General features: G+C 65.9%; 18 protein-coding genes and 1 other RNA gene. 4 read left to right on the top strand and 15 right to left on the bottom strand.

Features of this window, described 5'->3' with window-relative positions; genetic code table 11:
• The first annotated feature begins 123 nt into the window (after positions 1-123).
• Positions 124-1,437 (top strand): LPXTG cell wall anchor domain-containing protein, encoded by a 1,314-nt coding sequence (locus LE416_RS08830; RefSeq protein ID WP_225048136.1) that lies wholly within the window; start codon positions 124-126, stop codon positions 1,435-1,437.
• A 171-nt stretch (positions 1,438-1,608) separates the two neighbouring features.
• Here LE416_RS08830 and LE416_RS08825 read toward each other — a convergent pair whose 3' ends face one another.
• The 12 genes from LE416_RS08825 to ffs form a co-directional block, all read right to left on the bottom strand.
• Complete coding sequence (locus LE416_RS08825; protein WP_225048135.1) at positions 1,609-2,376, bottom strand: hypothetical protein; 768 nt, start codon at positions 2,374-2,376, stop codon at positions 1,609-1,611.
• 239 nt (positions 2,377-2,615) lie between these two features.
• Complete coding sequence (locus LE416_RS08820) at positions 2,616-3,338, bottom strand: acyl-[acyl-carrier-protein] thioesterase (RefSeq protein ID WP_225048134.1); 723 nt, start codon at positions 3,336-3,338, stop codon at positions 2,616-2,618.
• A 2-nt stretch (positions 3,339-3,340) separates the two neighbouring features.
• Positions 3,341-4,198 carry a 16S rRNA (cytidine(1402)-2'-O)-methyltransferase gene (gene rsmI, locus LE416_RS08815; protein ID WP_225048133.1) on the bottom strand — a complete coding sequence of 286 codons (858 nt, stop codon included), beginning with the start codon at positions 4,196-4,198 and terminating at the stop codon, positions 3,341-3,343.
• Between the two features lie 5 nt (positions 4,199-4,203).
• Positions 4,204-4,542: a DNA replication initiation control protein YabA gene (locus LE416_RS08810; RefSeq protein WP_225048132.1), complete on the bottom strand. Its 339-nt coding sequence runs from the start codon at positions 4,540-4,542 to the stop codon at positions 4,204-4,206.
• A gap of 258 nt (positions 4,543-4,800) precedes the next feature.
• On the bottom strand, positions 4,801-5,775 hold the full coding sequence (gene holB / locus LE416_RS08805; protein WP_225048131.1) for a DNA polymerase III subunit delta': 975 nt from the start codon (positions 5,773-5,775) through the stop codon (positions 4,801-4,803).
• Positions 5,775-6,104 (bottom strand): cyclic-di-AMP receptor, encoded by a 330-nt coding sequence (locus LE416_RS08800; RefSeq protein ID WP_225048130.1) that lies wholly within the window; start codon positions 6,102-6,104, stop codon positions 5,775-5,777. Before LE416_RS08800 ends, holB begins: the two co-directional genes overlap by 1 nt.
• Positions 6,105-6,127: 23 nt before the next feature.
• Positions 6,128-6,775 carry a dTMP kinase gene (tmk, locus tag LE416_RS08795; RefSeq protein ID WP_225048129.1) on the bottom strand — a complete coding sequence of 216 codons (648 nt, stop codon included), beginning with the start codon at positions 6,773-6,775 and terminating at the stop codon, positions 6,128-6,130.
• Between the two features lie 158 nt (positions 6,776-6,933).
• The gene (locus tag LE416_RS08790; RefSeq protein WP_225048128.1) at positions 6,934-7,215 is read right to left on the bottom strand and encodes a DUF2508 family protein; all 282 of its coding nucleotides are present in this window, start codon (positions 7,213-7,215) and stop codon (positions 6,934-6,936) included.
• Between the two features lie 17 nt (positions 7,216-7,232).
• Positions 7,233-7,832 carry a recombination mediator RecR gene (recR, locus tag LE416_RS08785; protein WP_225048127.1) on the bottom strand — a complete coding sequence of 200 codons (600 nt, stop codon included), beginning with the start codon at positions 7,830-7,832 and terminating at the stop codon, positions 7,233-7,235.
• 295 nt (positions 7,833-8,127) lie between these two features.
• Positions 8,128-8,436, bottom strand: a complete 309-nt coding sequence (locus LE416_RS08780) for a YbaB/EbfC family nucleoid-associated protein (RefSeq protein ID WP_225048126.1) — start codon at positions 8,434-8,436, stop codon at positions 8,128-8,130.
• A 14-nt stretch (positions 8,437-8,450) separates the two neighbouring features.
• The gene (gene dnaX / locus LE416_RS08775; RefSeq protein ID WP_225048125.1) at positions 8,451-10,130 is read right to left on the bottom strand and encodes a DNA polymerase III subunit gamma/tau; all 1,680 of its coding nucleotides are present in this window, start codon (positions 10,128-10,130) and stop codon (positions 8,451-8,453) included.
• A 611-nt stretch (positions 10,131-10,741) separates the two neighbouring features.
• Positions 10,742-10,838, bottom strand: an RNA gene (gene ffs, locus LE416_RS08770) — signal recognition particle sRNA small type.
• Between the two features lie 81 nt (positions 10,839-10,919).
• On the opposite strand from ffs, the gene LE416_RS08765 reads away from it, so the two are divergent.
• Positions 10,920-11,462 carry a GNAT family N-acetyltransferase gene (locus LE416_RS08765; protein ID WP_225048124.1) on the top strand — a complete coding sequence of 181 codons (543 nt, stop codon included), beginning with the start codon at positions 10,920-10,922 and terminating at the stop codon, positions 11,460-11,462.
• Between the two features lie 67 nt (positions 11,463-11,529).
• Here the strand turns inward: LE416_RS08765 and tadA are convergent, their stop codons facing one another.
• On the bottom strand, positions 11,530-12,024 hold the full coding sequence (gene tadA / locus LE416_RS08760; RefSeq protein WP_225048123.1) for a tRNA adenosine(34) deaminase TadA: 495 nt from the start codon (positions 12,022-12,024) through the stop codon (positions 11,530-11,532).
• 84 nt (positions 12,025-12,108) lie between these two features.
• Here tadA and LE416_RS08755 point away from each other — a divergent pair, with 84 nt between their 5' ends.
• Positions 12,109-12,936, top strand: coding sequence for a helix-turn-helix domain-containing protein (locus LE416_RS08755; RefSeq protein WP_225048122.1), 828 nt, complete (start codon positions 12,109-12,111; stop codon positions 12,934-12,936).
• Between the two features lie 123 nt (positions 12,937-13,059).
• On the opposite strand, the gene LE416_RS08750 is transcribed toward LE416_RS08755, so the two are convergent.
• Positions 13,060-13,662, bottom strand: coding sequence for a class I SAM-dependent methyltransferase (locus tag LE416_RS08750; RefSeq protein ID WP_225048121.1), 603 nt, complete (start codon positions 13,660-13,662; stop codon positions 13,060-13,062).
• Between the two features lie 7 nt (positions 13,663-13,669).
• Complete coding sequence (gene mprF, locus LE416_RS08745; RefSeq protein ID WP_225048120.1) at positions 13,670-16,282, bottom strand: bifunctional lysylphosphatidylglycerol flippase/synthetase MprF; 2,613 nt, start codon at positions 16,280-16,282, stop codon at positions 13,670-13,672.
• 157 nt (positions 16,283-16,439) lie between these two features.
• Between mprF and LE416_RS08740 the strand changes: the two genes are divergently transcribed.
• Positions 16,440-16,736 carry a hypothetical protein gene (locus LE416_RS08740; RefSeq protein WP_225048119.1) on the top strand — a complete coding sequence of 99 codons (297 nt, stop codon included), beginning with the start codon at positions 16,440-16,442 and terminating at the stop codon, positions 16,734-16,736.
• Positions 16,737-16,774 lie beyond the last annotated feature (38 nt).

Below are 16,774 nucleotides of genomic sequence, written 5' to 3'. Positions count from 1 at the left end.
ATTCCGATTCTGATTGAAGACCGTGTTAGATGGTGCACAACCCAATTGACCCCGTGTCTTGACACTAGGTATACTGAGGCGGATGAGGCAGCTCATCAAACCCGCACCACAAGGAGGAAACTTATGACAGAGCTTCGCAGCAGCACGAACCGGAAGATTCGCCACCGCATTTGGGTGACCACCGCCCTCGCCGCCACGACCCTGCTCAGCTTCCAAGCGCTCAACGGCAAGACCGTCGGCGCCGCCAGCGTGATGGTCAGCCAGGCCGGCGTCACGGCAACCGCCCCGACGAACGGCACCAAGGTCAGCGGCGCCACCGACCAGCCAGGCGTTGAGCGCCCCGAGAACACCCCAGCCGGCCCTAACACCGACGCGGCCGCACAGGGTAGCGGCGATCAGACCGGTGCTGGTCGTCCAGACCTCAACCACGCCGGCCCTAACACCGATGCGTCCGCACAGGGTAGCGGCGATCAGACCGGTGCTGGTCGTCCAGACCTCAACCAGGCCGGTCCTAACACCGACGCGGCCGCTCAGGGTAGCGGCGATCAGACCGGTGCTGGTCGTCCAGACCTCAACCAGGCCGGTCCTAACACCGACGCGTCCGCTCAGGGCAGCACGGACCAGACCGGTGCCGGTCGTCCCGACTTCAACCACGCCGGACCCAACACCGATGCGGCCGCTCAGGGCAGCACCAACCAGACCGGCGCAGGCCGCCCAGACCTCAACCAGGCCGGTCCTAACACCGACGCGTCCGCTCAGGGCAGCGGCGATCAGACCGGTGCTGGTCGTCCCGACTTCAACCACGCCGGACCCAACACCGATGCGGCCGCTCAGGGCAGCACCAACCAGACCGGTGCCAGCCAGGCCGCAGTCGACGCCTACGCCTTGGGCCTGAAAATCGGCCAAGCCGGCGCCGCCTCCCTTCCAGACAGCGTGCTGGAGGGCCGCACCGCCCAGGAAAAGGACGCCCTGCGCCAGGGCTTCGCCGCCGGCCAGCTGGTCTGGGCCAACCACGTTGGGCCCAAGCCCGAGCTGATCGTTCCCGCCCCCGAAGTTGAGGAGAAGCCGACCCCAACCCCGCAGCCGAAGCCACAGCCTAAGCCGACACCGGAACCGGCGCCGCAGCCAAAACCGACACCAGAACCGGAACCAGAACCGGAGCCGGCGCCAGCCACCGGCGAGGTGATTCCGGCGACCACAACCATCCCGGCCGCGTCCATCACCAAGCCGACCCCGGCCAAGGCCAAGCCGGCCCCAAGTGTCAAGCCAACAGCCACCGGGGCCAAGCTTCCCGGCACCCCCACCGCCACCCGCAGCGGCCAAGCCAAGCTGCCGCAAACCGGTGCAACACAGAACCGCCTGATGAGCGGCGCCGGCCTTTTGGTTGCCCTGGCCGGACTGTTCGGGCTGATCGGTGACCGTCGCAAGCGCGTCTAGCCGAGCTACTCGCCGCAACGCTGGCCCCTGCGCCACACGCGTGCCGACATGGCCGGAAGCCTCCCCGCGCCCTCGGCACAAAAGCCAGCGCCCCCTTGCGCCAACCCAAAACAGCGCCTCACCCTCGCAAATCGCTGCGAAGCTGAGGCGCTGTTTGCCTGTTAAACAGCTTTAGCGGACGCCGAAGGCCAGGCGCAGGGTCGCCATCGGGTTGGTGCCGCTGATGGTGTAGTACGCGCTGGTCTCGCGCCAGCGGACCGTGTTCTGGCGCTTGGCGCCGTCGGTCACGTGCAGCACGATGGCGCCGTGGGTCGCCGGGCGCGGCAGCGGGTTGGCGGCCAGCACGCTGACCACGTTGCGGGCCAGCTCAGTGGCCGGCGTCGGATCGGCCTTAGGCGCCTGGACGGTGATGGAGAACAGTCCCTGGTGCCAGACCACGGTCGCGTGGCCGGCCTCGGTGTCGGTCACGCCGGTCAGGTTGTTGCCCAGTGCCACCTTGGTCTTGGTCGCGTCAACGCCGCGGTAGGCCAGCGTGCGTGCGGCGGTCTGGGCCGCCGCCGTGCTGGTCGGCGTCTGCTTCTTCAGCGCCAGCTCGGCCCGGGTGCCGGCGTGGGCGGCGTGGCGATCAAGGTAAAGCGTGTAGTTGGCGACGCTGCCCACGGCGCGGGAGTGCACCGTCACGCCGTCGCCGAACGGGTTGACCTTGGGCACCTTGACGCCCGGCAGCTGCGCCTCAAGCGCGGAGCGCAGCGCGGTCAGGTCGCTGGTGGACTGGCGCGTGGCCAGCTGCGCCTGCACGGTCTTGCCGACGTGCTTGGCCACTACCGTGTGCGTCTGGGCCTCGGCCTGCGGTTCGGCGCCGGCGCGGTACGCGAAGTAGGCGCCGCCGCCCGCCACCAGCAACGCCAGGGGAATTATCAACCATAGTCGTCGTTTCATGCTCAGCCCACCCTTCTCTCATTTCATTCTACGTCAAAAATCCGGGTAAGGGAACCCGCGATTGAATTCGGTTGCAAATTTTTATCGCCCGTCCCGCTTGCCCCGGCGTCCGGCTCCGCAAGTAATGAAACAAGACGATGAAATTTTCATTACGTGAAAACCATGAGAAAAGATTGGGCTAAAGGTGAGAAAAAGCGGCCGGCCCGCGTCACCCTAGAGGTGTGCGGACCGGCCGTCTGTCATGCCGTGGTCCAAGTCATGGTCGCCGTCGCGTTGGCCTCCCCCGCCACCTCGATCTGGTGGTGGGTGACGTCGCCGTCCACGGTGTAGGCGGAGTCGACCGTGCTGCCGTACGTCACCTCGCGGGCGAACTTGATGTCCACCGTGCGAAGCGCGTGCGTGGTCAGGAAATCGGCGCCCAGCGCGTCCTCCATCCACTCCATGTAGTGCGTGTTGTTGACGTGGCCGTTGCCATCGATGTCAAAGTACCGCACGGTGTAGGGCCGGTGGTTCGCCAGGTTCTCAAGCCGCGGCAGGCGCGGGTAGCGCCGAACCTTCGTGGTTTTGGGGGCCTCGACCTTGGCCGCGAACTCGGGGATGATCGGAATCAGCTTGCGCGTTGTCAGGTCCATCATCACCCACGCGCCGCTCATCGTCGCCAGTGTCTGGCCGGCCGCATCCTTGACCCAGTACTCGCGGTAGGTCATCAGCTTGTTGTAGCCCGAGGCCTCGGTGCCGATGATCAGGGGCTCCTCGACCTTCGGCATCCGGGTGATCTCGATGTGGTACTGCGTGATCACCCAGCCGGCGCCGTGCGTGGCCAGCGCCGCGATGCCGGCGTCGACCTGGTCGAGCTGGTGCTCGGACACCAACAGCATCACGTTGGTCAGCGTCGCCAGGCTCAGCCGGCCGGTGCGCGTGCCGAGGAAAAACGGCACGGTGACAGGTTCCTCGTAGATCATGGCTACCCCTCCAGCTCGTGGTACGCGTTGTAGACGTCCTGCTTCTTCAGCCCGTTGTCCTTGGCGACCGCCTTGATCGCGTCGTTGGGGCGCGCGCCGGCGTCGATTCGCGCCTGCACCTGCTCGGGCAGCGGCACCGTGCTCGGCGCCTTTTCTACCGCCGGGGCGGGGCCGACCATCACGACGAACTCGCCGCGGGCGTTGTCTTGGGCCCAGTCGGCCAGCTCCAGCAGGGTGCCGCGGGCGAACTCCTCGAACTTCTTGGTCAGCTCGCGCGCCAAAACCGCCGGGCGGTCGCCGAACACGGCCGCCATGCTGGTCAGCGTTTTGGCCAGGCGGTACGGCGACTCGTAGAAGATCACGGTCTGCGGCTGCGTGGCCAGTGCAGTCAGCGCGGCCTTTTGCTCGCTGGCCTTGCGCGGCAGGAAGCCGTAGAACATGAACGGCTGCGGCGGCAGGCCCGAGGCGATCAGCGCGGTGGTCGCGGCGTTGGCGCCGGGCAGCGGCACCACCGGAATCCCGGCCTCGATTGCCGCGGCCACCAGCTCCTTGCCGGGGTCGGAGATCGACGGCATGCCGGCGTCGGAGACCTGCGCGATGCTGTGCCCGGCCGCAAGCTTGGCCAAAAGCTCGGGAATGCGGGCCTGGGTGTTGTGCTCGTGGAAGCTGATCTGCTTGGTCGCGATTTCGAAGTGGTTCAGGAGCTTCTGGGTGTTGCGCGTGTCCTCGGCGGCGATCAGGTCGACCTGCTGCAGGACGTGGACGGCGCGGACCGTCATGTCCTCGAGGTTGCCGATCGGCGTCGGCACCAGGTACAGCGTGCCGACGTCGTGTGCCGCGAAGCTTTTCTGCTGCGTCACGCCCATCAGTGCTCACCGTAGATGATGTCGACGCAAAAGGCGCACGGCTCATCGTTGACGCGGCGCTGGCCGTACATGTACGGGCAGACGTGGAAGCCCTCCTCGTACAGGTTCTCCAGGTTCAGCTTGGACTTGGACAGCTCGACGGCGCCCGTTGACTTGTGGTCGCCGTTCTTCTGCAGCTCCTCCAAGTGCTCGCGCAGGTGGCGGTTCTCGATCTCAAGCTCCGCGTTCTTCTCCAGCACCCCGGCCATGTCCGCCTTCAGCGCGGACAGCTGGGCCAGGATGGCCGACGTCTCGTGTTCTAACTGCAAAAAGCCGTCATAGAGGTCTTTCTTCTCCATGGGCTCACCTCCACTACTTGTGACTCGATGTGACCTGTGACTTGCGGCCGCCAACCGCCAGCAAAACCTAACGGCCCGGGCGCCGGCACGGCCGGTCACTGCCTCCAGCTACGGGATTCGGCGGCCGGCCGTGCCTCCGCCCTGCAAAGTTGGCGGCCCGATCTGGCTCTGCTAACTTCGCGACTATCGCGACCATCATGACCGATCACCGGCGCGACTGCAGGCAACCGGCCGCTTCCATGGTTCCGGCGCGCCGCCTCACCCACGGCCCAGCGTCACCACCAGCGCCTCGGTGGCCGACTGGAAGGTGACGTTTTGGCGCAGGCGAATCTGGGCGGCCAGGACGGCGGCCAGGCCCGCGCTCAGGGTGCGCGCGCTTCGGCCCGCCAGGCGGGCGACGCGGGCGTCGTGGCCGAACGCCGGGGTCGTGTTGACCTCGTAGTGCAGGTTCAGCGCATCGGCGTAGGCCAGGGCCAACAGCGCGAGCGTCTGCTCCTGCTCCGGCGGGGTTTTGGCCAGCGGCACCAGGTCGGTCTGCACCTGCACGAAGGCCGCGGGGTCGCCCGCGGCGAGGCTTTCGACCAGCCCCAGCACCTTGTCGATGCGGGCGGCAAAGGATGGGTCCTCAGCCAGTGCCTGCCCGGCCGCCGGGGCGACCGTCAGGTGGGCGGCCACCTGCGCCAGCGCCTGGTTGACGCCGCCGGACACCAGCGTCGCGATCACCTGATCGCGCGCCGGGGCCGGAAAGTTGATGATCTGGGCGCGCGACAGGATGGTCGGCAGCAGCTGGTTTTTGGCCGCCGTGGTCAGGATAATCAGCATCCCCGGCACCGGCTCCTCGTAGAACTTCAGCAGGCTGTTGGCCGCGCCCGGGGTCAGGCGCTCGGCGTCCGTGATGACGAACACGCGCCGAGAGCCCTCCACGCCGCTTTTGCTCATCTCCTGCTTGAGCGTCCGCACGTCGTCGACCTTGATGCTCTTGGCGTCGCTTCTCAGCCACACGACGTCCGGGTGGTTCTCCGACAGGATGCGCGAGCACTCCGGGCACTTGCCGCAGGGCTGCCCGTCCTGCAGGTCCTGACAAAATAGGCGCATCGCCAACCACTGGGCGAACTGCGCCTTGCCTGTCCCCGAGGGCCCGCTGAAAATGTAGGCCTGGCTCAGCTGACCCGCTTCAATGACCCGGTCGAACTGGCGGGTGAGCCCCGGCTGCAGCGTCTCCACGTTCGGCATCAGAAGTGGTGGAACGCGTCAACCGGCAGCACGAACACGGTGGCGCCGCCGACCTGGACCTCGATCGGGTAGGCCATGGTCGAATCGGACGTCGCGTCCAGGTTGACCGGCGGGGTCATGAACTGCTCGCGGGTCTGCGCGGACTCCTTGATGATCTGGAGCACCTCGGGCACGCGGTCGTCGTCGATCCCGATGATGAACGTGGTGTTGCCCGACTTCAGGAAGCCGCCGGTGGTCGAAAGCTTGGTGGCCCGAACATTGGCATCGATGAACTCGCTCGACAGCAGGTTAGCGTCCTTATCTTGGACGATGGCTAGAATCAACTTCATGGGCTTACTTCCTTTCCAGACCGCTAAGCCAGCCAGCTCGCGGCCAAAACCGAGTGCAACGTGTTCAGACAATCCTCAACGACTTGGGCAAGCGGCTTGGTGGCGTCAATCGTGACGATGCGGCCGGGCTCCTGCGCCGCCAGCCGCAGGTACGCGCCGCGCACCCGCTCGTGAAAGGCGATGGACTCCCGGTCCAGCCGGTCGTACTGGCGGTCGCCGCGGTGCGCCTCGATGCGGGCCAGGCCCGTCGAGCTCGGCACGTCCAGGTACAGCGTGCGCACCGGTGCCAGGCCCTCCGTGGCGAACTGGTTCATCTCGAGCACCGCCGCCTCGCCGATCTGGCGCCCGGCGCCCTGGTAGGCCACTGAGCTGTCGACGAAGCGGTCGCAGATCACGATTTCGCCGGCCGCAAGCGCAGGGCGGATCACCTCGCGCAGGTGCTGGCGCCGCGACGCCGCGTACAGCAGGGCCTCGGTGCGCGCATCCATCTCGGTGTTGGCCGGATCCAGGATCAGCTCCCGAATCGCCTCGGAGATCTTGGCGCCGCCGGGCTCGCGCGTCAGGCGCACCGGTCGGCTCAAGTGCGCCTGAAGCTTGGGAATCAGCGCCTTCAAGACACTGGTTTTGCCCGCGCCATCGGGGCCCTCGAACGTGATGAATGTGCCTGCCAAAACATTGCCCTCTTTCTCGTCAATATCTTTAGTGTACTTGAATTAGGCGCCGATTGCACCCAGATAAGCGCCGGTCGCCGCACAAAAAGCGTGGCGACGCGCGGCGCGGCCGAGGTCCCCTTTTTTGGAAGAGGCACCCCGGCCGCGCCGTTGCGTCATCAGTTCTTGCCGCCCTGCCAGCTCTGGTTGTCCTCCTGGAGCTGCTGGGCCGCCATCTCGGCGACCAAGGCGCCGGAGACCTCGCGCACGCGGGCCTGGCGGTGCAGGAAGTCGAACAGCCCCTCCTGCAGGTTGACCTGCGCGCGTGTGGCCGCGTCGACCTCGCGGAAGGTGGCGACCAGCTTGCGCTGCGCCGTCATCCGGTCGCGGACGCGGTAGACCGTGGTCATCAGCTCGCGGTCCGCCTCCAGCTTAATGTCTGGACGTTTGTGGAAAAACATGGCCCTCGCCTGCTTTCTTAGAGTTCGGTGCGGCCCTCGACGGCCTTGAGCAGCGTCATCTCGTCGGCGTACTCGATGTCCGACCCGACGGCCAGCCCGTGCGCCAGCCGGGTGACCTTGATTTTGGCCGGCTTGATCAGCCGCGCTAGGTACTGCGCGGTCGCCTCGCCCTCCGGCGTCGCGTTGGTCGCGACGATCAGTTCCTTGACCTCCGGGTGGGCCTGCAGCCGCTTGATCAGGCTCTCGATGTTGAGATCCTCCGGGCCGCGGCCCTCGATTGGGCTGAGCACCCCGTGCAGCACGTGGTAGAGGCCGTGGTACTCGTTGGTGCGGTCGATGCTCATCACGTCCTTGGGCTGCTCGACCACCAGGATTGTGGTCTGGTCGCGGCTTTGGTCGCGGCAGATCTCGCAGGGCTCGGTGTCCGTGATGTTGCCGCAGACCGTGCAGTAGTGCAGGTCGTTCTTGGCGGCGGTCAGGCTCTTGGCGAATCCCTCGACGTCGTCTCGGTTCATGTCGATGGTGTAAAACGCCAGGCGCGTTGCGGTTTTGCTGCCGATTCCCGGCAGCTTCATGTAACTGTCGATCAGCTTGGCGATCGGTTCTGGGTACTGCATCTGGTTCCTCCTTACTGACGCGGCGGCTCTGGGGACGGGCTCCGGCGCGGACCGGCCGGAACTTCCGGCTCCGGGGCGGGCCGGCTCGCGCCTCCGCCAGGCATCTGTGTGATGCGGCATCAAGGGGCATGCGTAATCCGAGCCACGATGCCACCGCAGCGCCGCGATGGCCGGTTGGGCCCTCACACACGCGTGCCGGCGACGCCGGTCGACGGACTCGAATCATCTGGTGTCCTTGGCGTTCACTCGCCGGTCGCGCACGACCGCCCGAAGACGCGCTTGCGCTGGCGTCTGGCTACATCCCCAGGCCGCGGGTGTACTTGCCCATCTTGGCCTGGGTGGCGGTGTCGACCTGGGTCAGCGTCGCGTTGACCGCCTCGATGATCAGATCCTGGAGCATGTCCGGGTCGTCTGGGTCGATGGCCTCCGGCTTGATCTGGATGTCCTTGAGCTTCTTGTCGCCGGTGAAGGTGGTCGTGACCATGTCGCTGGCGGAGCTTGCGGTGAACTCGGTCTGGTTCAGCTCGTCTTGCGCCTCGGTCATTTCCTTTTGGAGCTTCTTCATCTGCTTCATCATGCCCTGCATATTGCCCATTCCACGCATAATATCATCCTCTTCTAGTCATTTTTGATTGCCACGTTGTCTGCGTCGCCGAACATGTCGGTGATCGTCTTCACCACCGGGTCGGCCGCCGGCTTGGCCGCCTTGGCCTTCGGCGCGCCCATCTCCTGCAAGTAGGCCTTGCGCACGCGCGGCCACTCGTCTTTTTGAACCAAAACCACCTTGAGCGGGTCGCCCATCAGGCGGTTCAAGGCGCTTTCCAGCTCGGTCATCAGGGCCGCGTCGTTCATCGCCCGCTCGACCAGAATGTCGTAGGCGAAGCTGACGATCACGCCGGTCGGGCTGGCCGCGACGGGCTCGGAGATGCGCATCATCGCCCGCTTGGTCACCGACAGCATGTTGAGCAGGTCCGGCCAGATGTCCTTGACCTTGAGCAGGTCGGCCTTGGTCGCCGCACCCAAAACTGGGTAAATCTGGGCCTTGTTGACCTGGACGTGCTTTTTGGGCGCCGGCTTCTGCCGCGGCGCCGCGGTCGCCGTCGCGCCGCTTGCCTGCAGCGTGGCCACGGTGTCTTGCAGGTGCTTGACCTGCGCCTCAAGCGCGGCGACGTCCGCGCTCGGGGCCGCGGGCTGCGGCGTAGCGGCCGTGGCTTGCGCCGGGGCCTCGCCCAGCCGCACGGTGGCGACCTCTAGGTACAGCGTCGGGTGGTTGGTCAGCCGAAGCTGGCCCTGCGTCTCGTTCAGCACATTAATCATGTGGTACAGCTTGGCCGGCGCGAGCGCCTGCGCCAGGTCCTTGAAGTGGCTGTCCTGAAGCGCGCTGGTCTCGCCGACCAGGCTTGGCGCCTGCTGGAACACCAGCAGGTCACGCAGGTAACCGATCAGGTCGTCGAGCAGCCGCCCGGCGTCCTTGCCCGAGGCCAGAAGCTGCTCGATGGCCTCGAGCGCCTGGGCGGACTCGCCCTTGGCCACGGCGGTCAGGTAGGCGCCAAGCTGCGTGACCGCCACGCCGCCGGTGACATCCAGCGCGTTTTCCACCGTCACGTGGTTCTGGCCGAACGACAGCACCTGATCGAGGATTGACAGGGCGTCGCGCATCCCGCCCTCCGCGGCCTTGGCGATGATGCCAAGCGCCGCCTGGTCGTAGGTGATGCCCTTGTCGTCCAGGATGTAGGCCATGCGGCCGACGATGTCGTCGGCCGTGATGCGGCGAAAATCGAACCGCTGAGTCCGGGAGATGATGGTCGCCGGAATCTTCTGCGGCTCCGTGGTGGCCAGGATGAACACCACGTGCGCCGGCGGCTCCTCCAGCGTTTTGAGCAACGCGTTGAACGCGCCGGTCGACAGCATGTGGACTTCGTCGATGATGTAGACCTTGACGCGGCCTAGTGTCGGCGCGTACTTGGCCTTGTCGCGGATGTCGCGGATCTCGTCGACGCCGTTGTTGGACGCCGCATCGATCTCGATCACGTCCGTCAGGCTGCCGTTGTTGATCGCCAGGCACATCTCGCAGGTGTTGTCGGGCTCGCCGTCCTGCAGGTGCTCGCAGTTGAGCGCCTTGGCCAGGATTTTGGCCACCGAGGTTTTCCCGGTGCCGCGCGGGCCGCAAAACAGGTAGGCGTGGCTGGTCTGCCCTGTCACCAAGGCGTTCTTGAGCGTGGTTGTGATGGCGGTCTGGCCGATCACATCCGCGAAGGTCTGGGGCCGCCAGACGCGGTATAAGGCTTGGTAACTCACCTGACTCATCCTTTCTGTACTCGTTCAAGTGTACCACACGGCCGCCCGATTCGGGGGCGCAAACACGCAGCGGGGGAAGTGAAAATGCGGGGGCTGACGTGAGGGAAAAGCGGCCGCCGAGCGCGGCCGGCGCTGCTTGGAAATTGGCGCCGGGCTTCGCTGGCCACCCGGCTAAGTGCGCCCCGCTCCGCTCTGGATTGACGTCGAGCTCCGCGGGGCAACGCCGGTTCGTCCAGCTAAGCCTGGCACTCGGGCCAAAGTACGGCCCAAGCACCAGGCTTACGCTGCCCGACCGGCGCACCCGCCTTGCTCCGCTCTGAATTGGCGTCGAGCTCCGCGGGGCAACGCGGGCTCGCCTAGCTACCACCGGCACTCGGGGCAAAGCACGCCCCAAGCGCCGGCGCTACGCTATGCGGCCCGCTAAGTGCGCCCCGCTCCGCTCTGGATTGACGTCGAGCTGCGAAGCGCAACGGCCACTCGTCCAGCTAAGGCGGGCCACTGGGCCAAAGTGCGGCCCAATGCCCCGCCTTACGCTGCCCGGTGGCCTAAGCCCGCGCTTCTCCGCTCTGGGGTCAAAAAAACCGGCCATCCATTCGGTGGCCGGGCTCATTGACTATAAAACTTAAGGCACATGACCGACGATTCTTAGTGCTGCTTCCTTCCGGACCTGACACAATTCGAAAGGCGGTCATTGCCTCAAGGCCTTTCGGCAAGAATAAGTATACCCGTTTCGGTTGCTTTTGACCAGCCCGGGTTCGATAATGGCCATAACTCGAAGGGAGTGGTTCCATGTCTTACAGCGTCACCCTACTCAAACACCAGACCCTGCGCACCCAGCACCTAGTCCTGCGCCCGTTCCAACTCGAAGACGCCAAGCGCCTGTACGAAATCGGCAGCCAGGAAAAGGTCGCCGAATTTTCAATCAACTACCCGACCCTGGACGCGGCGTACGCCGGGCTCGCCGACTACTGGATGGGCCAGCCGCTTGGCAAGTTCGCCGTCACGCTGAACAACGAGCTGATCGGCGCGGCCGAACTGCACGCCGACGAGAAAAACCGCAAGGCGGAGATCGGCTACCTGCTGGATCCGGCTTACTGGGGCCACGGCTACGCGACCGAGGCCGCCGCGGCCGTGATGGCCCTGTGCTTCGACCTGCTCGGCGTCCTGCGCGTCGAGGCGATGCACGACGCGACAAACCCGCGCTCCGGGCGCGTGATGCTGCGCCTGGGCATGCACGAGGAGGGCCGGCTTGAGGCCGAGCACCTCGAAAAAGGCGTGCCGATCACCACAGTGGTGATGGCCAAGCTGCGCCAGCAGGCGGCCGACCGCTGAGGCAGCACCTAGCGCCCGGGCGCACCGCCGGCCGCTCACACACGACGACTCGCCGTCTCCCCGCGGCCTACTCGCCGCGCTTCGCCTTCTTGGCCGCCTTGCGCTTAGCGCGAATCGCGCGGAAGAACTCCTGCAGCAGCGCTGCGGCCTCCGCCTCGCGGACGCCGGGCACCACGGCCACCTGGTGGTTGAACCGCGGGTCCGCCAGCAGGTTCAAAAGCGTCCCGGCCACGCCGGCCTTGGGGTCCGCCGCGCCGTAGTAGCAGCGCCGCACCCGCGCGTTGATCATCGCGCCGGCGCACATCGGGCACGGCTCGAGGGTGACGAACAGGTCGCAGTCCTCAAGGCGCCAGGAGCCGAGGGTCGCGCAGGCCTCCTGAATCGCCAGCACCTCGGCGTGCAGCGTGCTGTCTTGGCTGTGCTCGCGCAGGTTGTGCCCGCGCCCGACCACGACCCCGTCGTGCACGATAACCGCGCCGATCGGCACCTCGCCGACCAAGCCGGCCCACCGCGCCTCCTCGAGGGCCAGGCCCATGTAGTGCTCAATTTCTGTCTGCTCCAAGCTGACCTCCCAGGTTTTTCCTGCCGAACCGCCGTGTCGCGCGGCGCGTTCTTTGTTACAATGAACGTGAAAGTTGGTGAGACAATGGCCGCAATTCTACCATTACTCAAGCGGGTGGTGCCCGTGATCACGGCGCCGCCCTTTCCGGAAAACGCGCTGGTCGTGACCGTCGACGCGCAGATCGTCGCCATCGACGCCGAGGCGCTGACGCCGCGCGAGGTCGCTTTGGTCAAGGCCCTGTTGCCCCAGGCGCAAAGCCAGCACCCATGGGCCCGCTTTTTGCGCGGCGAGGGGCTGGCGCCGAGCACGCACCCGGTGCGCATGCTTTATTTTAACGTGGATCTCAACAATAGCCAAGCGACGCCCGGCGCGTGGCTCGAGGCGCTGTGCAGCCTGTTTGCAAGCCCCGTCACCGGCTTTTTCGACACCGCGTCCAGCGGCGTGGTGGTCGAGCCGACGGAGAGCTTCACGGCCAGTGCCGACGACCTCGCCGGCATCCTCGACACCCTCGACTCGGACTTCGACACCAAAACGCGCCTGTTCATCGGCCACGCCTGGCCGGTGGACGACAGCCTGCCGGGCCTGGTCGCCGAGGAGCGGCGGCTGGCCGCCGGCACCACCCAGCGCCTGGCAACCACGCAGCAGTGCGCCCTGAGCTTTCTCACCCGCACCGCGCGCCGTCAAAGCCCGCTGCTGCAGGCGCTGGCCGGCGTCATCGCGCAGGACCCGGGGATGACCGACGTGATCACCGCGCTGTACCGCGAGCAGGGCAACCTGACCGCGGCGGCCAAGGCGCTGTTTTTGCACCGCAACACCCTACAGTACCGGCTGGAGAAGTTCGAGCACCAGACCGGCTTCAACCTCCGCCAGATGGACGACCTCGTGCTGTGCGCGCTGCTGATTCAGAGCTGACCAAACCCACCCAATAGATTACGCCAATCGCCGCTGCGGCCTCACCGCAGCGGCGATTTTTGATTGGCCCCCGAACGCAAGCAGGCGGCCCACTTGCCGCGGACCGCCCGCTTGCCGCGCGCCTTACGCCCGCGTTGCCTTGAGGATGTAGTAGCCGTGCTCTTTTTTGACCACCGCGGCATCGCCGAAGCGTTCCTTCATGGTCTTCAGGGCGGACGGCGCGCCCTGCTTCTTTTGGAGCACCACGAAGAGCTGGCCGCCAGGTACGAGGTGGTCGAAGGCGCCGTTCAGAATGGCGGTGACGACGGCCTTGCCCGCGCGCACCGGCGGGTTGGTGACGATGACGCCGAACTGGCCGTCGATCGCGTCGTACACCGAGGACTCGAGGATGGTGACGTTCTCGATGCCGTTGGCCTGCGCGTTGCGGGTCGCCAGGCCCAGTGCGCGCTCGTTGACGTCGCTCATGGTGACGTGGCGGTCTTTGAAGTGCGCGGCCAGGGCCAGGCCGATGGGGCCGTAGCCGCAGCCGACGTCGAGCACCGGTCCGGCGGCCAGGGCCGGGTCCGCCGCGACCACGTCGATCAGGACGCGGGAGCCGAAGTCGATGGTGTGCTTGGAGAAAACGCCGTTGTCGGCGGTGAAGGTCAGGTTGTGCCCGGCCAGCTCGAAGGAAAACTGGTGCTCATCATGCGCCAGGGTCGGGTCGTTGGTGTAATAGTGGTTCATGCGTACCTCACTTCTTGGGAGTCAACACCGTGCTGATCTGGCTGACCCAGTTCAGGTACCGGTGCCACAGGCCGTGCTTGACGGCCATGACCGGGGTGTTGACGAGCATCAGGATTTGCAGCAGCGTGAACAAAAGCGACTGCCGCTTGCGGTACGCGACGTACTTGGGCACCCAAGTGGTCACGTACTTCTCTTTATAAGAGCGTAACCCTTGGAAGCCGTAAAAGCGATACCCATATTCGTAAACCAGGTGCGCCATTTTCTCCTCGAGGAAGGCGAAGTCCGACGTCCCGACGTTGCTCAGGGGCGCCATGCCCATGTTGAAGCGGGTGTAGCCCTCGTCCTTGGCGCGCTGGAACAGGTTGACGAACAGCGCGTCCATGATGCCGCTCGGGGCGTCCTCGCTTGAGCGCATCAGGTCGATCGACATCACGCCCTCCCCCATCGGCATGACGCTGGCAAAGGAGACGATGCGCCCGTCTTTGTCCTCAATCACCGCCACCGGCGCCTGGTTGAGGTAACGCGGGTTGAAGTAGCCGAGGGAAAACCCGATCTCGGCCTTGCCGTCCAGCCAGCTGTCGGACACCTGGCGCAGCTGGACCATGGTGCCGGCGTCAAAGGGCGGCGTCAGCCACTTGAACTGAAAGCCTTGGCGCTCGAACTTGTGCATCAGCGCCCGCTCGCCCTTGCGCTTGGTGCCGGCCAGGGTGAAGTCGGTGACGTCGACGTAGCCCTCCTCGCCGAACTTCATGAAGTCAAAACCGTACTCGTGCAGCATCACCGTCAGCCGCTCGGACACCTCGTAAAAGACCAGGGACAGGTCCTGCGTGTCGGCCTCCTTGATGAAGTCCGCGATCGCCGGCGCCCAGTCGGCCGGGTCGCCGATCGGCTCGCCGAGGACCACCAGCTTGTCGCTTTTCTTGCGGAACAGGAACATCACGCGGTCGACCCCATCGATCTGGTAGAAGCGCATCAGCTTGTCGCCGGTGAACGCGAGGTGCGACACCGAGTTGCCGCCGACGCGGGCGATGAAGGCCGCGACCCGCGCGTCGTCGACCACGCCGCCCAGCGCCTTTTGCGGGTTGGCCAAAAAGGCGTAGATCAGGCTCAGCGTGATCGCCGCGACCAGCACGCCGGCCAGTGTGGTCACCCACATCCGCTCGGACGGGAAGAAGAACACCGTCGGCACCGGGTGGCGGTGGTGGATCTGCGGTACGTTGTAGAACAGCGCGACCGCGTAGAACAGCGCCGTCAGGGCGAAGATGCCGCCGTCGACGATCCGGTTGCCCCAGGGGAAGTCCATCCGCTCGCGCGTCAGCTCCCTTTTGGCCAGCACGGCCGCGACCAGGATGATCGCCAAGAAAACGATGAACTTCACGCTGGCCTCGCGGCGAAGCGACGCGATCAGCGCCAGCCCCAGGATCACCAGCGTCGGCCAGTACGCGCGGCGGACGCGGTTGGCGATGCCGCGCGCCAGGCCGAAGATGATGAAGGCCATCATGATGTTGGTCACGCGGCTGAGAAACAGGAAAGTCCACGGGTAAAGCCTAAGGTACACGGCGTTGCGCAGCGCGACGTCCGGCACCACCCCGCGCAGCAGCAGCATGATCGCCGAGAAGTACAGGAACACGACCAGGGTCACGTGGCCGATGCGCGTCAGCACCTGCACCGGCAGCCCCTCGAGCCGCGCGTTGAGCTCGCGGCCCGCGTCCTGGATGAACAGCGCCACCCCGATCACGAACGGCACGATGTAGTAGAACAGGCGGTAAAACAGCAGCCAGACCACGCCGATGTTGCTGTTGACGCCGACCTGCGCCAGCCCCATCAGCATGAAGACGTCGAAGGACCCAAGGCCCCCGGGCACCATCGAGATCACGCCCAGCACGTTGGCCACCAAAAACAGCGGCAGCACGTGCGACAGGTCAACCGGCGCGCCGATGAAGTGGCCGATCACCAGGAAGAAGCCGGCCGCTGCGCCCCACTCGCAAAACGAGCCGAGCGTCAGCCGCAGCTGGCGGCGAAGCGGCATGTCCTTGAACACGCCGTGGCCGTTCAGGTGCGTCACCAGCATCAGCACCGGGAAGTACAGCCCGCCGCCGATCAGCCACACCCAGTAGTCGGTGTACATCCGCCCGATGCCCAGGCCAAAGATCAGCGCGAGCGCAATCAGCGACCACAACGACAGCCCGGCCAAAAGGAACAGCGCGATCTTGGAGATGGCGAGGAGCACTTCCTTGTTGCTCGCGTGCTTGTGGTAGAAGTTGGCGCGGAGGCTGGCGCCGAGGAAACCGCCGAAGCCCGCGATGTTGGTGAACGAATTGACGATCCACCCGGACTTGGCCACGTACAAGGGCTTGTAGTCGCCCGGCAGCATCTGTGTGATCACGAAGTCGTAGTTCAGCATCGGCAGCACCGCAATCATGCCGAGCGCCGCCATGGCCAAAAGCGTCCAGGGGCTTTGCGTCGAAAGGCTCGCCCGCACCGCATCCCCGTTCAGCTCGCGCCCGATGCGCCCGAGCATGACGATGGCGAACACCAGCACAGACAGAACGAACAGGACCTTCAGCAGTGTGAGGTGCGTCTTCACCCAGTTGACGACCTTTTTCCCAATATTTTTCACAGTGTGCCCTCCATTCAGGCCCTTATTATATGGGAAATTGAGGCAGCTGTGCAGGCAGGTAACAAAACTGTTAGGCCGCGTCACCGCGGCAGCGCTTCCATTCGGCCGGTCGCCCTGTTAGACTGGCGGTGACCACAACCAACTGCGGAGGTGTACGATGCGACAATCCCTGCGAACCACCAGCGCGGCCGGCATCGCCGGCTGCGCCAGCCTGTACCTGGCGATTCTTTTCACCGGCCACTACGGCCCCGTGCCATACCTGGCGTGGTGGCTGGTCGGCGGCGGGCTGCTGCCGGCGTGCGCCCTCTGGTGGCTGGCCGCATCGGCGCGGCGCGGACGCTGGCACGGCGGCCTTGCGGTGCTGGCAGGCCTGGCCGCGCTTCTGGCCGGGCTGGCGGTGCTCGCCACCGCCACCTACGCGCTGATCGGCTACGGCATGAATCGACCGTTCTGACGGACGACAAAACGCACGACGGCCGCCGCGGGCCATTG

Origin of the sequence: Lacticaseibacillus kribbianus (assembly GCF_020180945.1) — a bacterium.
Lineage (GTDB): Bacteria > Bacillota > Bacilli > Lactobacillales > Lactobacillaceae > Lacticaseibacillus > Lacticaseibacillus kribbianus.
Note: the sequence above shows the minus strand (reverse complement) of the source record. Positions and strands in the feature narration are given on the sequence as shown.

Bases quoted from the DNA above. Each gene is read 5' to 3' on its own strand.
- LE416_RS08830 (WP_225048136.1), top strand. From the start codon at position 124: ATGACAGAGCTTCGCAGCAGCACGAACCGGAAGATTCGCCACCGCATT.
- LE416_RS08825 (WP_225048135.1), bottom strand. From the start codon at position 2,376: ATGAAACGACGACTATGGTTGATAATTCCCCTGGCGTTGCTGGTGGCG.
- LE416_RS08820 (WP_225048134.1), bottom strand. From the start codon at position 3,338: ATGATCTACGAGGAACCTGTCACCGTGCCGTTTTTCCTCGGCACGCGC.
- LE416_RS08810 (WP_225048132.1), bottom strand. From the start codon at position 4,542: ATGGAGAAGAAAGACCTCTATGACGGCTTTTTGCAGTTAGAACACGAG.
- holB (WP_225048131.1), bottom strand. From the start codon at position 5,775: ATGCCGAACGTGGAGACGCTGCAGCCGGGGCTCACCCGCCAGTTCGAC.
- LE416_RS08800 (WP_225048130.1), bottom strand. From the start codon at position 6,104: ATGAAGTTGATTCTAGCCATCGTCCAAGATAAGGACGCTAACCTGCTG.
- LE416_RS08790 (WP_225048128.1), bottom strand. From the start codon at position 7,215: ATGTTTTTCCACAAACGTCCAGACATTAAGCTGGAGGCGGACCGCGAG.
- recR (WP_225048127.1), bottom strand. From the start codon at position 7,832: ATGCAGTACCCAGAACCGATCGCCAAGCTGATCGACAGTTACATGAAG.
- LE416_RS08780 (WP_225048126.1), bottom strand. From the start codon at position 8,436: ATGCGTGGAATGGGCAATATGCAGGGCATGATGAAGCAGATGAAGAAG.
- LE416_RS08765 (WP_225048124.1), top strand. From the start codon at position 10,920: ATGTCTTACAGCGTCACCCTACTCAAACACCAGACCCTGCGCACCCAG.
- LE416_RS08755 (WP_225048122.1), top strand. From the start codon at position 12,109: ATGGCCGCAATTCTACCATTACTCAAGCGGGTGGTGCCCGTGATCACG.
- LE416_RS08750 (WP_225048121.1), bottom strand. From the start codon at position 13,662: ATGAACCACTATTACACCAACGACCCGACCCTGGCGCATGATGAGCAC.
- LE416_RS08740 (WP_225048119.1), top strand. From the start codon at position 16,440: ATGCGACAATCCCTGCGAACCACCAGCGCGGCCGGCATCGCCGGCTGC.